Raw genomic sequence first — 13414 nt, 5'->3', positions numbered from 1 at the left:
TGAATTCTTCGCTGGCAAGCCAGCTCCTACAAAGGGGCTGGGTGATCACGGAGTCCGGGGTGTACCCGAATGAACTGTAGGAGCGAGCTTGCTCGCGAAAAACGCCCAGGCACTTCGTTCATTCTGGATGAGCGGGGTGGCGCTAAATTCTTCGCTGGCAAGCCAGCTCCTACAAAGGGGCTGGGTGATCACGGAGTCCGGGGTGTACCCGAATGAACTGTAGGGGCGAGCTTGCTCGCGAAAAACGCCCAGGCACTTCGTTCATTCTGGATGAGCGGAGTGGCGCTGAATTCTTCGCTGGCAAGCCAGCTCCTACAAAGGGGCTGGGTGATCACGGAGTCCGGGGTGTACCCGAATGAACTGTAGGAGCGAGCTTGCTCGCGAAAAACGCCCAGGCACCTCGTTCATTCTGGATGAGCGCGGTGGCACTGAGTTCTTCGCTGCGATGCGGCGACCCGACAAGCCAGCTCCTGCAAGGGTGGTCTGAACAACAATCGCACTTTTCAGATCGACAGGTTGATCACCCGGTTGCCCTGGGCGCTTTGCCCGGGGCGGCGTTTGTTGACCATCAGCTCGCCGATGCGGATCAGGTGCGCGCGGGTGATGTTGCGCGACAGCCCGAGCAGGCTGGCGGTGTGTACCTGGTTGTGGTGGCAGAAGCGGTAGGCGGTGCGCAGCAACGCATCCTCGATCTTCTCGTGGAGCGCGCCGCTCTGTTCCTCGAACAGCTTGTTGAAGGCCCGTTGCAGCAGCTCTTCGGCGCTTTCATCGCGCGGTCGATCGGTGTTGTCGCGGGCAATCCGCAGGTTGGACAGGTGCAGGTTTTCCGCACGGATCAGCCGGTCGCGGCAGATCAGCAAGGTGTGGTGAATGACGTTTTCCAGTTCGCGAATATTACCCGGCCAGTCGTAGCTCGCCAGCCGCTGCACGGCATCGTCGGCGAGGCTGACATCCTGATAACCGAGCCGGCGGCTGTATTCGGCGATGAAGTGACGGGCCAGCGGCAGGATGTCTCCCGGGCGGTCGCGCAACGGGTGCAGCTGCAGGCTGACCACGTTCAGGCGGTAGTACAGGTCTTCGCGAAAGTGCCCGGCGTTGATCGCCTTTTCCAGGTGGACGTTGGTCGCCGCCAGCACCCGCACATTGATCGGGATGCTCTTGCGCGAACCGAGGCGCACCACTTCACGCTCCTGCAGGACACGCAGCAGCTTGACCTGGATCGGCATCGGCAGATCGCCAATCTCATCGAGAAACAGCGTGCCGCCATTGGCCTCCTCGAACCAGCCGGCCTTGGCCGCCAGGGCGCCGGTGAAGGCGCCTTTTTCATGGCCGAAGAGTTCAGCTTCCACCAGGTTTTCCGAGAAGGCACCGCAGTTGACCGCCATGAACGGCCCGTTGCGCCGGCCACTGAGATTGTGGATGTGGCGCGCGACCAGTTCCTTGCCCGTGCCGGTCTCGCCGATGATCAGCACGCTGGCTTCACTCGGCGCGACCTGCTGCACATGGGCCAGCAGCGCTTGTGAACGCGGGTCTTCGAAGACCTGGGCGGTGGCCCTGATCGAAGTGGCCAGGGTCGGGGACGGGGGCAGGGTCAACAGTTGCATGGGCGTGCCTCAGGAATAGAAAGACGGAGTGGGGCGCTTGCCGCTGAGCGCCCATTCACCCAGTTCGTGCACGCGGTAATCCACCGGGTCGTGCAGGGTCTGGGTGCGCAGGTTGCGCCAGTGGCGGTCGAAGCGCAGGGACGCGTGGGTGGCGCGGGCGCCGGTGACTTCGAACAGGCGGTTGCAGATGTCCAGGCCGTGGCGGGTGGCGGCGACCTTGGCGGTGCCGATCGACAACGCCAGCTGCGCGCGCTCTTCGGCGCTAAGTTCCTCGCCCTTGGCCCAGGCTGCATCGAGCTGGCTGGCAGCCCGTTCGACCAGCAGCCGGACGCTTTCCAGACCGACCCAGAACTCGCCGTAATGGCGCAGTACGTAAGGGTCTTCACTGCTGTGACTGGCGCTGGAACGGAACCATGGGCGGCTTTCCTTGAGCGTGTAATTGCGCGCTTCCTCGAAGGCGCCTTCGGCGATGCCGAGGAACATGTTGGAGAAGTGCAGTTGGGCGATCAGCGGGCGCAAGCCGGCGAACGGCGTGCTCAGCGGGCCGGGATCGAGCAGCAATTCGCCGTGCTCGACGCGCACCCGTTCGAAGGTCGCGCTGCCGCTGTCGGTCTGGCGCTGGCCGATGTTGTCCCAGTCGCCGTGCAGGGTGATTCCGGAACGGCCGCTGGGAATCGCCGCGATCACCAGCTTGCCGCCGGCACGTTCGTCGATGGCCGAGGCGATCAGCATCTGTGAATCGCTGGCGCCGGAGCAGAAGCTTTTCTGCCCGGAGAACTCGTACCAGCCGTCGAAGGTACGCAGCACCGTGCGGGTGTCTAGCGGGTTCAGGGCGTTGCCCCAGAACCAGTGCTTGCGCGCGGTCTGTTCGAACCAGGGTTGCCATTGCTCGGGACGCGAGAACAGGCGCACGGTGGCCAGCATCAGGTGGTGGAACCCGAAGACGTGGGCCAGGGAGCTATCGACCCGGGCGAACTCGCGGGTCACCGCCAGGGTGTCGCTCCAGCTGGCGCCCAGGCCGCCGTATTGGCGGGGGATGCTCAGGGCCAGCAGGCCACTGGCGCGCAGCGCATCGCGTTCGACCTTGGGCGTGCCGCCGCGGGCGTCGCGCTCGACCGCGGTCTCGGCAAATTGCGCGGCCAGCAGGCGTGCGGTGTGCAGCGGGGTCGACTGCGCGGGGTGAAGATGAACACTCATGTCGGCTTCCTTGCTGATCAGGCAGTCTTGCGCAGGGCGCGGGCGGAGTCGGCGAACAGCGCGGCGGCACGCTCGGCGGCCAGGCGAATACGGCTGGCCAGGGCTTCGCTGTTGATTCGGTAGTCGAGGAAATCGCCCTGGCTGGCGTACACGCCAATCGGCAGGGTCAGCGCCTGGAGAAAGCTGAACAGCGGCCGCAACTGGTGATCGAGCACCAGCGCATGCCGATCGCTGCCACCGGTGGCGGCCAGCAGCACCGGAGTGTCGACCAGCGCGTCCTGTTCGATCAGGTCGAACAGGTGCTTGAAGTGCCCGGGAAAACTGCCGCGATAGACCGGCGAGGTCACCAGCAGCAGGTCAGCGTTTTCGATCAGCCGCAGTTGCTGCTCGACCTCGGCCGGCAGCTCCGAGCGCCACAAGGCAGCGCCCAGCGGACGGGCAATTTCGCCGAGCTCGATGAGGTGGATCTTCACCGGCAGGTGCTGGCTCAGTTCGGCCAGGATCGACTCGGTCAGTGCCAGGGTGCGGGAGGGGCGGCCGGTGCCGCCGGAGACGGCGACGACATTCAACGGTGTGCTCATTTCAGGTAGTCCTGTTGTCTGGTGCTGGGAATACAGCTCACAGAGCAAATGTTGTGCCTGCTGGATAATTGCTTGTTAATCAACAGGTTAACGTGATTATTCAACGGCCACGATTGTTGCTGTTGAAGCCGTTCTGCTGATCCGCTGTTGCCCTGCGGGCACTTCAACGAATGTTGGTACGCGGACAGTGATAAAGGATTTTTGATATTTCTAAAAATACTAACTAGTAATATTTAAATAGCATTTAGAGATATGTCAGTGAGCGCTGGGTCAAAGCGAGGCCCGAACGGTTCGCAGCGGGGGGGGGGTGATGGGGAGGGGCGTCAATCGTCGCTGTAATCGGCTTGCGCCTCGCTTGAGGGCGGTGTGCCGAGGTGCGGTGGGGCAGGCTCGTATTCACTGAGGACCGACAGTTCAATGCGCTTGCAGCGTGGGCACAAGGCACGGACCTTGGCCTTGGCGTGGCGCTCGGAGTCAGCGAGCACTTCACCGTAGATGGCATGGTCGGTTTGTTTCCTGGGATACGCGGTGTAATCGTAGAGGCGCATGCTTCAAGCCGTCCCTGAAAAGCGTGCACCTTGGCATGGCTCGCCGGCGCCGAATTCAAGGTATAGGTGGCTGTGCCGGGTTCGTCCACTGTCAAAGTTGACAGGTGCCCAACGGCAAGCTTTTTGCTCAGACGGGCGAGGCGCTGTGGCCGGCGTATGGATTGAAATTAAGTCAGGTCCTGCAAGTTCGTAGCAGGCGCAAATACCGACACATCCCCCCTGTAGGAGCGAGCCTGCTCGCGATGGCGGTGTATCAGTCAGCGGATTTGTCGTCTGGTCCACCGCCATCGCGAGCAAGCTCGCTCCTACAGGGTAAAGCGTCGTTCGGCGATCAGGTCAATGCGAATGCCGCGGCTCACCGCTGCGGGCGATGATGCGCAGGTGCAGGGTGGCCGGTTCCAGGCAGCCGCCGGTGGACAGTTGGCCGACCAGTTGCCGGTAGAGCTCCTGCCATGGGGTTTGCGAGGCCGGGATGTTTGGCTTCCACAGTGCCCGGCGGCGGGCCATTTCGGCTTCGTCCACCAGCAGGTTGACACTGCGGGCGTTGAGGTCGACCACCAGTCGGTCGTTGGTTTCCAGCAACGCCAGGCCGCCGCCCACCGCTGCTTCCGGCGACATGTTGAGGATCGACGGGCTGGCCGAAGTGCCGCTCTGGCGACCGTCGCCGAGGCAGGGCAGGGAGTCGATACCTTGCTTGATCAATGCCGCCGGTGGCGCCATGTTGACCACCTCGGCGCTGCCCGGGTAGCCGACGGTGCCGGCGCCACGGATCACCAGGATGCAACGCTCGTCGATGTCCAGCGCCGGGTCGTTGATGCGTGCGTGGTAGTCCTCCGGGCCCTCGAATACGATGGCCCGCGCCTCGAAGGTGTTCTCCGCGCCAGGTTCCGAGAGGTAGGTCTTGCGGAACGCTTCGCCGACTACCGACATCTTCATGATCGCGCTGTCGAAGAAGTTGCCGCTGAGCACGATAAAGCCGGCGCGGTGTTTCAGCGGGGCGTCGAAGGGGTGGATCACGTCGGCGTTGCTGGTCAGGGAGTCGCGGACGATCTGGCCGATGGTCTGGCCGCTGACCGACGCGCACTCCTCATGCAGGCGCCCGGCTTTTTGCAGTTCGTGCATCACTGCCGGGACGCCGCCGGCGCGGTGGAAACCTTCGCCGAGGTACTTGCCGGCCGGCATGCAGTTGACCAGCAGCGGCACGTCTTCGCCAATCCGCTGCCAGTCATCCAGGCTCAGCTCGACACCCATGTGCCGGGCGATGGCGATCAGGTGCGGCGGGCAGTTGCTCGAGGCGCCGAGGGCCGAGGCCACGGCAATCGCGTTTTCGAAGGCCTCGCGGGTCATGATCTGCGACGGCCGCACGTCCTGGCGCACCAGCTCGCAGATGCGCTTGCCGGTGGCATAGGCCATTTGTCCGCGCTCGCGATACGGCGCCGGAATGCTCGCGCAGCCGGGCAGCGACATGCCCAGGGCTTCGGCCAGGGCGTTCATCGACAGTGCGGTGCCCATGGTGTTGCAGTGACCCACCGACGGCGAGGCGGCGGTGGTCATTTCCATGAAGCCTTCGTAGTCGATTTCGCCAGCGGCCATCAAATTGCGCGCATGCCAGAGCACGGTGCCGGAACCGATCAGCTCACCCTTGTGGTGACCGTCGAGCATCGGCCCGCCGGAGAGCACGATGGCCGGCAGGTCGGTGGTGGCGGCGGCCATCAGGCAGGCCGGGGTGGTCTTGTCGCAGCCGGTGGTGAGCACCACGCCGTCCAGTGGATAGCCGTGGAGGATTTCCACCAGCCCCAGGTAGGCCAGGTTGCGGTCCAGGGCGGCGGTGGGGCGGCGGGTCTGCTCGGCGATCGGGTGCACCGGGAATTCCATGGGAATGCCGCCGGCATCGCGGATCCCGGCCTTGATCCGTTGCGCCAGTTCCAGGTGGTGGCGGTTGCACGGGGTCAGGTCGCTGCCGGTCTGGGCGATGCCGATGATCGGCCGGCCCGACTGCAGCTCTTCACGGGTCATGCCGTAGTTCATGTAGCGCTCGACGTAGAGCGCGGTCATGTCGGCATGGGCAGGGTCGTTGAACCATTGCTCGCTGCGCAGCGGGCGTTTTGGAGTGTCGGTCATGTTGTTCTTATCTCTTGTAATAGGTGAATCGCCAATCTGCCTGGGCCTCAGCGGGCCAGCAGGCCGCGGGCTGCCAGGTTGCGCATCAGCGCGCTGACGCCGAAGGTCCAGGGTGCGGCGCTGCTGCTGTGGGTCACGCGGTTGTGCAGGCTGCCGAGCAGCGGGCTGCTGATGCGCACCTGGTCGCCGAGCTTATGGGTAAAGCCGCTGCCGACATGATCGCGATCCTCGGTCGGGGCGAACAGGGTACCGAGAAACAGCAGGAAGCCGTCGGGATATTGATGGTTGGCGTTGAGGGTCTGCCCGGCCAGGTCCGCCGGATCGCGGCTGATCTGGTTCATCGAACTGGAGCCGTGCAGGCGATAGCCGTCCTCACCCTCGACCTGCAGATCGACCACGCAGGCCCGCACATCGTCGAGGCTGAACTGCTCGTCGAACAGGCGGATGAACGGGCCGATGGCGCAGGAGGCGTTGTTGTCCTTGGCCTTGCCCAGCAACAGCGCGCTGCGGCCTTCGACGTCACGCAGATTGACGTCGTTGCCCAGGGTCGCGCCGTGGATCTGCCCACGGCTGTTGACCGCCAGCACCACTTCCGGCTCGGGGTTGTTCCATTGCGAGCCGGGGTGGACGCCGATCTGGCTTCCCGTGCCAACGGCAGCCAGCAGCGGCGATTTGGTGAAAATCTCCGCATCCGGGCCGATGCCGACTTCCAGGTATTGCGACCACATGCCTTGTTCGATCAACAGGGCTTTGAGCTGCAAGGCTTGCTTCGAGCCCGGGACGATCGAGCGCAGGTTGTCGCCGATCACCCCATGGACGATCTCGCGGACTTCTTCAGCCTTGGCTGCGTCGCCACCGGCCTGTTCCTCGATGACCCGCTCGATCATGCTCGCAGCGAAGGTCACCCCGGCGGCCTTGATGACTTGCAGGTCCAGCGGCGGCAGCAGGTAAGCCTGGCTGGGGTCGGCGTGAGCGCCGGTGTTGGCCAGCAACGCTTCGACACTGCCGATGAACGTGCCCGGGCTTTGGCGCACGGCGGCCACGGGCTCTGCGGTTTCCAGCAAGTCGCTGAGGGTCGGGAAATGCGCCGAGAGGTCGAACACACCATCGCTGCGCAGCACGATCAGCGACGGCCCGGCAATCGCCCCTGGCACCCAGGCGCGACCAATCAGGGTGCCGGATACGCCGTCGATCGGCAGGGTGTTTTCGGGGGTGAGCAGTAGCGACATGGCGAAAGTTCCTGGTGGGTGAAGGCTTCACGCTATGACTGGCTGTCGATAAACTCCAATGAGATCTTTTCAGTAATCGATAACGTCTGGTTATTATTCGTCGAGGAACCCCCATGTCGGAACTGTCCTTCTCCAGCTTCTGCGGCTGGCTCAAATTCAGGCACCTGCTGCTGATCGACACCCTGGGGCGCACGCGCAACATGCACCTGGCGGCGCAGCAGATGAACCTCAGCCAGCCGGCGATCAGCAAGATGCTCAAGGAAATCGAAAGCCTGCTGGGCTTCGCCCTGTTCGAGCGCCAGCCGCGCAGCATGCCGCCGACGGCGCTGGGTGAGCACGTACTGCGTTACGCGCAGATTGCCCTGAACGATGCGCGCTCGTTCGTCGAGCAGATCGGCAGCCTGCGCGAAGGCGGGCATGGCCATCTCAAGGTCGGCGGGATCTTCGCCGCCACTGCCATTGCCTTGCCCGAGGCGATTTTGCAGATCAAGCAGCGCTGGCCACTGCTGTCGATCGAGGTGGTGGAGCAGACCAGCAACCACCTGATGGACATGCTCGAAGAGAAAAAACTCGACCTCGCCGTGGCGCGCTTTACCGAGCAGGGCCAGCAACAGCGCTACGACTTCCAGCCGCTGGCGCCGGAGCCGTTCTGCATCGTGGTCAACAGTCAGCACCCGCTGGCGGAGGCGGGGCCGACTTCGTTGCAGCAACTGGTGGACCTGCCGTGGATTCTCTACCCGGTGGGCACGCCGATTCGTGCGCGCATGGAGCGGGCGTTTGCCGAAGCCGGGGTGGCGATGCCGAAGAACACCGTTGACACCATCTCCATGCAGACCTTCCTCCAGGTGCTGCGCCGGGGCCCCATGATCGGCATGCTGCCCGATGCTATGGTCGACTCGCTGCTGGAAAGCGGCCAACTGAAAACCCTCGACACCCCTTTGCACCTGGCGCCTCAGGACTACGGCATCCTGACGCGCAAGGGCGAGCCGTTGGTGGGCGCGGCGCTGGAGTTTGCCGAGATTCTCAAGGAAAACGCGCGGCTGGCGGGGAATGCCTGTAGGAGCGAGCCTGTCGAATCGTCGCACCGTCGCGATGATCGTCAACGATAACGCGTCAATCCTGGGTGTACGCGGAAACTGTAGGAGCTGGCTTGCCAGCGAAGAAGGCGGCACATTCAACATTTGTAGTACCTGACACGCCGCATCGCTGGCAAGCCAGCTCCTACAGTTCCCTGATTTTCAGGGTCGGAAAATCGATAACCAACCGTTATCACTTAATCCAAAAATGCCATTGGGAATGAATCGATTCGCGGCAGTAGAGTACGGACCAGATTTCACTCTGGGTCAGGAGACTGTCATGCCCGAACTGTCTGGTCACAACTTCATCGGCGGCGCCCGCAGCGCGGCTGGCTCCGTGGTCCTGCACAGCGTTGATGCGACTACCGGGCAGCCACTGCCCAGCGGCTTTATCCAGGCCACCGCCGAAGAAGTGAATGGTGCTGCCCAGGCCGCCCATCAGGCCTATTCCGTCTACCGCAATCTGCCGGCCACGCGCCGCGCCGAATTCCTCGAAGCGATTGCCGATGAGCTGGACGCCCTGGACGACAGCTTCGTCGCCCTGGTCTGCCGCGAAACCGCCTTGCCAACCGCCCGCATCCAGGGTGAACGAGCGCGGACCAGCGGCCAGATGCGCCTGTTCGCCCAGACCCTGCGCCGTGGCGACTTCCTCGGCGCACGCATCGACCTGGCGTTACCGCAACGCCAGCCCATGCCACGGGTCGACTTGCGTCAGTGCCGTCTGGGCGTTGGCCCGGTGGCAGTGTTCGGTGCGAGCAATTTCCCCTTGGCCTTTTCCACCGCCGGCGGTGACACCGCCGCCGCGCTGGCCGCCGGTTGCCCGGTGGTGTTCAAGGCCCACAGCGGGCACATGGCGACCGCCGAGCAAGTGGCCGAGGCGATCATTCGCGCCGCCGAAAACACCGGCATGCCGGCCGGGGTGTTCAACATGATCTTCGGCGCCGGGGTCGGCGAAGCCCTGGTCAAGCACCCGCTGATCCAGGCCGTCGGTTTTACCGGTTCGTTGAAGGGCGGCCGGGCGCTGTGCGACATGGCCGCCGCCCGGGCACAACCGATCCCGGTGTTTGCCGAGATGAGCAGCATCAACCCGGTGCTGGTGTTGCCCCAGGCGCTGCGGGTGCGCGGCGAGCGTATCGCCAGTGAACTGGCGGCCTCGGTGGTGATGGGCGCGGGGCAGTTCTGCACCAATCCCGGGCTGGTGATCGGTATTCGTTCGCCTGAATTCAGCGCGTTCCTGCAGTCCCTCGGTGCGCTGATTGCCGAGCAACCGGCGCAGACCCTGCTCAATGCAGGTGGCTTGCGCAGCTATGTGCAAGGTTGCCAAAGCTTGCTCGAACACCCGCAGGTCACCCATCTGGCCGGTCAGCCGCAGCAGGGCAACCAGGCCCGTGCGCAACTGTTCCAGGCCGATGTCGAGTTGCTGCTCAGCGGCGATGAACTGCTGCAGGAAGAAGTCTTCGGCCCGGCCACAGTCGTGGTCGAAGTGGCTGACCGCGCCCAACTGCTGGCGGCCCTGCAAGGCCTGCGCGGCCAGTTGACCGCGACCCTGTTGGGGGAGCCGGAGGAACTGGCCCAAGCCGCTGACCTGGTGGCGCTGCTCGAGCAAAAGGTCGGCCGCGTGCTGATCAACGGCTACCCGACCGGCGTCGAAGTCTGTGACGCCATGGTCCACGGCGGCCCCTGGCCGGCCACCTCGGATGCCCGTGGCACCTCGGTCGGCACCCTGGCCATCGACCGCTTCCTGCGCCCGGTGTGCTACCAGAACTTCCCCGATGCCTTGCTCCCCGAGGCCCTGCAGAACCGCAATCCACTGGGGCTGATGCGCCTGGTCAACGGAGAAAAAACCACCCAGGCACTCTAGTCCGACGGCACTTCAACGCCGGGTGCGATACCCGCCCGGCGTGACCCATTCGATAAAAACAATCAGGCATGTCCACATGCCCAGGGGTTACCACATGCAAACCGTTTCCGAGCATCTGCCCGCTCAGGCGCACGCCAGCGAACTCGATTTCGAGGACCGCACTTACCGCAAGGTCATCTGGCGCATCCTGCCGGTCCTGCTGCTGTGCTACATGGCGGCCTACCTGGACCGCGTCAACATCGGCTTCGCCAAGCTCGACATGCTGGCCGAACTGCAATTCAGCAACACCGTCTACGCCCTCGGCGCCAGCATGTTCTTCTGGGGCTATTTCCTGTTCGAAGTGCCGAGCAACCTGTTGCTGCATCGCTTCGGCGCGCGCTTCTGGATCGCCCGGATCATGCTCAGCTGGGCAGTGATTTCCATGGCAGTGGCCTACACCGTGCCGCTGGCGGCGTTCTTCGGCATCGAATCGAGCAGCATGTTTTACGTGCTGCGCTTCCTGCTGGGGATCTGTGAAGCCGGGTTTTTCCCGGGCGTGATCCTCTACCTCAACTACTGGTTCCCGACCCACCGCCAAAGCCGGGTGATGTCCGGGTTCCTGATGGCCATGCCGATCAGCCTGACCCTCGGCGGCATCCTCTCCGGCTGGCTGATGAACAGCATGCAGGGCGTGCACGGGCTGTCCGGCTGGCAGTGGATGCTGATCATCGAGGGCATTCCGTCGATCATCATGGCTTTCGTGATCATCGTCTGCCTGTGCGACAACATCGATAAGGCCAAGTGGCTCAACGCGGCGGAAAAAGCCTTGCTCAAGGCCAATCTGCAGACCGACAACCAGGGCAAGGTGTCGCGCCTGAGCGAAGTGTTCTTCAACCCGCGTGTCTGGTTGCTGGTGCTGATCCTGCTGACCTTCAACACCGGTTTCTACGGCCTGGCGTTCTGGATGCCGTCGATCATCAAGAGCACCGGCATCACCAACAGCCTGCACATCGGCCTGCTGACCGCGATCCCCTACGGCGTGGCGACCGTGGTGATGCTGCTGAATGCGCGGCATTCCAACCGCACCGGCGAGCGTCGCCTGCACGCGGCAATCCCGGCCTTCATCGGTGGCCTGGGGTTGATCCTCAGCGCGTTCTTCGCTGACAACCTGGTGCTCTCGGTGCTGTTCTTGAGCGTGGCGGCCTCGGGGATCCTCAGCCTCATGCCGATTTTCTGGACCCTGCCGGGCACCTTGCTCTCGGGTGTGGCCGCAGCTGCCGGGATCGGCATGATCAACGCCATTGGCAACCTGTCGGGCTTCACCGGCTCGATGATCACCGCCGTCGCCGAGAACCTCACCGGCAACATCAACAACGGCACCTACGTGCTCGCCCTGTGCCTGTTCGTCAGCGGCGGGCTGATCCTGGCGATCCCCGCCGGCATGCTCGGCAAGGCGGCGAAAAACGCAAAAATGGAGAAGCCATGAACATGCACAACAAGCGGGTGCTGGTGACGGCAGCCGGGCAGGGCATCGGCCGGGCGAGCGCCATCGCCTTTGCCGAGGCAGGCGCGCAAGTGTTCGCCAGCGACATTGATGTGTCGGGTCTGCAGGGCATCGCGGGCGTCGAGGCGATCACCCTCGACGTGACGTCGCCCGAGGCGATCAGCGCAACCTGTGAGCGCATCGGCGGCCTCGATGTGCTGTTCAACTGTGCCGGCTACGTGCACAGTGGCAACATCCTCGACTGCGACGAAGCGGCCTGGACACGCTCGATGGAGATCAACGTCACCGCCATGTACCGGCTGATTCGCGCAGTGCTGCCGGGCATGCTCGCGCGTGGCGGCGGTTCGATCATCAACATGTCGTCGGTGGTCTCCAGCGTCAAGGGTGTGCCCAACCGCTTCGCCTACGCCGCGAGCAAGGCGGCGGTGGTCGGCCTGACCAAGGCGGTGGCCGCCGACTTCATCGGCCAGGGCATTCGCTGCAACGCGATTTGCCCGGGCACGGTGGAGTCGCCGTCACTGCGCCAGCGCATCGCCGAACAGGCGGCGCAGCAGGGCGTCGGCGAGGAGCAGGTGTACCAACAGTTTCTCGCACGCCAGCCCATGGGGCGCATTGGCAGCGCCGAAGAAATCGCCCAACTGGCCTTGTACCTGGGCAGCGACGCCTCGGCCTACACCACCGGTGGCGTGCACGTCATCGATGGTGGCATGAGTATCTGAAGCCTCTTTATCAAGTAGCAGGAGACCCCATGAAATTATTGCGTTATGGCGAAAAGGGTGCGGAAAAACCCGGCCTGCTGGATGCCAACGGGCAGATTCGCGACCTCTCGGCCCACGTCCCGGATATCGCCGGCCTGGCGCTGGGTGCCGACAGCCTGGCCACGCTGGCGGCCATCGATCCACAGAGCCTGCCTCTGGTGCCGGGTCAACCGCGGATCGGCGCCTGCGTCGGCCAGGTCGGCAAGTTCATCTGCATCGGCCTGAACTACGCCGACCATGCCGCCGAGTCGAACATGGAAGTGCCGAAGGAGCCGATTATCTTCAACAAGTGGACCAGCGCCATTTGCGGCCCCAACGATGATATCGAGATCCCGCGTGGCTCGGTCAAGACCGACTGGGAAGTCGAACTGGGTGTGGTGATCGGCAAGGGCGGACGCAACATCGATGAGGCCAACGCCATGGAGCACGTGGCCGGCTACTGCGTGATCAACGACGTCTCCGAGCGCGAGTGGCAACTGGAACGCGGCGGCACCTGGGACAAGGGCAAGGGCTTCGACACCTTCGGCCCGCTCGGCCCGTGGCTGGTGACCCGCGACGAAATCGCCGACCCGCATGCACTCGACCTGTGGCTGGAAGTCGACGGCCATCGCTACCAGCAAGGCAACACCCGCACCCTGATTTTCAACGTGCCGCAACTGATCGCCTACCTCAGCCGCTGCATGAGCCTGCAACCCGGCGACGTCATCTCCACCGGCACCCCACCGGGCGTCGGCCTCGGCATCAAGCCCAACCCGGTCTACCTGCGCCCCGGCCAGACCATGCGCCTGGGCATCGCCGGGCTGGGTGAGCAAAAGCAGGTGACGGTGCAGGCGGATTGATTGCTGCTTGTCAGGTATTGGATGTGCCGGCCTCATTGCTGCCATGCGGCGACCCGACAAGCCAGCTCCTACAGGGACCCTGTAGGAGCTGGCTTGCCAGCGAAGAAGCTGATGCGG

The 13414-nt window shown here is 64.0% G+C and carries 11 protein-coding genes; 5 read left to right on the top strand and 6 right to left on the bottom strand.

What is annotated here, in order from left to right; translation table 11 throughout:
* Positions 1–503: 503 nt before the first annotated feature.
* From ACZYR5_RS28580 to ACZYR5_RS28555, 6 genes are all read right to left on the bottom strand, one after another.
* Positions 504–1604 (bottom strand): sigma-54 interaction domain-containing protein, encoded by a 1101-nt coding sequence (locus tag ACZYR5_RS28580; RefSeq protein WP_489092728.1) that lies wholly within the window; start codon positions 1602–1604, stop codon positions 504–506.
* Between the two features lie 9 nt (positions 1605–1613).
* Positions 1614–2801 (bottom strand): acyl-CoA dehydrogenase family protein, encoded by a 1188-nt coding sequence (locus ACZYR5_RS28575; protein WP_489092729.1) that lies wholly within the window; start codon positions 2799–2801, stop codon positions 1614–1616.
* Between the two features lie 17 nt (positions 2802–2818).
* On the bottom strand, positions 2819–3382 hold the full coding sequence (gene msuE / locus ACZYR5_RS28570) for an FMN reductase (protein ID WP_489092730.1): 564 nt from the start codon (positions 3380–3382) through the stop codon (positions 2819–2821).
* A 323-nt stretch (positions 3383–3705) separates the two neighbouring features.
* Positions 3706–3930 (bottom strand): hypothetical protein, encoded by a 225-nt coding sequence (locus ACZYR5_RS28565; protein ID WP_489092731.1) that lies wholly within the window; start codon positions 3928–3930, stop codon positions 3706–3708.
* A gap of 336 nt (positions 3931–4266) precedes the next feature.
* The gene (locus ACZYR5_RS28560) at positions 4267–6051 is read right to left on the bottom strand and encodes an IlvD/Edd family dehydratase (RefSeq protein ID WP_489092732.1); all 1785 of its coding nucleotides are present in this window, start codon (positions 6049–6051) and stop codon (positions 4267–4269) included.
* A 47-nt stretch (positions 6052–6098) separates the two neighbouring features.
* Positions 6099–7280 (bottom strand): fumarylacetoacetate hydrolase family protein, encoded by a 1182-nt coding sequence (locus ACZYR5_RS28555; RefSeq protein WP_489092733.1) that lies wholly within the window; start codon positions 7278–7280, stop codon positions 6099–6101.
* A 113-nt stretch (positions 7281–7393) separates the two neighbouring features.
* On the opposite strand from ACZYR5_RS28555, the gene ACZYR5_RS28550 reads away from it, so the two are divergent.
* The 5 genes from ACZYR5_RS28550 to ACZYR5_RS28530 all read left to right on the top strand — a co-directional run bounded on the left by ACZYR5_RS28550 (position 7394) and on the right by ACZYR5_RS28530 (position 13297).
* On the top strand, positions 7394–8389 hold the full coding sequence (locus ACZYR5_RS28550) for a LysR family transcriptional regulator (RefSeq protein ID WP_489092734.1): 996 nt from the start codon (positions 7394–7396) through the stop codon (positions 8387–8389).
* 247 nt (positions 8390–8636) lie between these two features.
* Positions 8637–10217: an aldehyde dehydrogenase (NADP(+)) gene (locus ACZYR5_RS28545; protein WP_489092735.1), complete on the top strand. Its 1581-nt coding sequence runs from the start codon at positions 8637–8639 to the stop codon at positions 10215–10217.
* Between the two features lie 94 nt (positions 10218–10311).
* Positions 10312–11682, top strand: coding sequence for an MFS transporter (locus ACZYR5_RS28540; protein ID WP_489092736.1), 1371 nt, complete (start codon positions 10312–10314; stop codon positions 11680–11682).
* A complete protein-coding gene (locus ACZYR5_RS28535) occupies positions 11679–12419 on the top strand; it encodes an SDR family oxidoreductase (protein ID WP_489092737.1) in 741 nt (246 codons plus the stop codon). Before ACZYR5_RS28540 ends, ACZYR5_RS28535 begins: the two co-directional genes overlap by 4 nt.
* 29 nt (positions 12420–12448) lie before the next feature.
* Positions 12449–13297, top strand: coding sequence for an ureidoglycolate lyase (locus ACZYR5_RS28530; protein WP_489092738.1), 849 nt, complete (start codon positions 12449–12451; stop codon positions 13295–13297).
* Positions 13298–13414 lie beyond the last annotated feature (117 nt).

The sequence above is a fragment of the Pseudomonas sp. F007 genome (genome assembly GCF_057814275.1).
Note: the sequence above shows the minus strand (reverse complement) of the source record. Positions and strands in the feature narration are given on the sequence as shown.

Coding starts and splice junctions, on each gene's coding strand:
- ACZYR5_RS28580 (WP_489092728.1), bottom strand. CDS start 1,604: ATGCAACTGTTGACCCTGCCCCCGTCCCCGACCCTGGCCACTTCGATC.
- ACZYR5_RS28575 (WP_489092729.1), bottom strand. CDS start 2,801: ATGAGTGTTCATCTTCACCCCGCGCAGTCGACCCCGCTGCACACCGCA.
- msuE (WP_489092730.1), bottom strand. CDS start 3,382: ATGAGCACACCGTTGAATGTCGTCGCCGTCTCCGGCGGCACCGGCCGC.
- ACZYR5_RS28565 (WP_489092731.1), bottom strand. CDS start 3,930: ATGCGCCTCTACGATTACACCGCGTATCCCAGGAAACAAACCGACCAT.
- ACZYR5_RS28560 (WP_489092732.1), bottom strand. CDS start 6,051: ATGACCGACACTCCAAAACGCCCGCTGCGCAGCGAGCAATGGTTCAAC.
- ACZYR5_RS28555 (WP_489092733.1), bottom strand. CDS start 7,280: ATGTCGCTACTGCTCACCCCCGAAAACACCCTGCCGATCGACGGCGTA.
- ACZYR5_RS28550 (WP_489092734.1), top strand. CDS start 7,394: ATGTCGGAACTGTCCTTCTCCAGCTTCTGCGGCTGGCTCAAATTCAGG.
- ACZYR5_RS28545 (WP_489092735.1), top strand. CDS start 8,637: ATGCCCGAACTGTCTGGTCACAACTTCATCGGCGGCGCCCGCAGCGCG.
- ACZYR5_RS28540 (WP_489092736.1), top strand. CDS start 10,312: ATGCAAACCGTTTCCGAGCATCTGCCCGCTCAGGCGCACGCCAGCGAA.
- ACZYR5_RS28535 (WP_489092737.1), top strand. CDS start 11,679: ATGAACATGCACAACAAGCGGGTGCTGGTGACGGCAGCCGGGCAGGGC.
- ACZYR5_RS28530 (WP_489092738.1), top strand. CDS start 12,449: ATGAAATTATTGCGTTATGGCGAAAAGGGTGCGGAAAAACCCGGCCTG.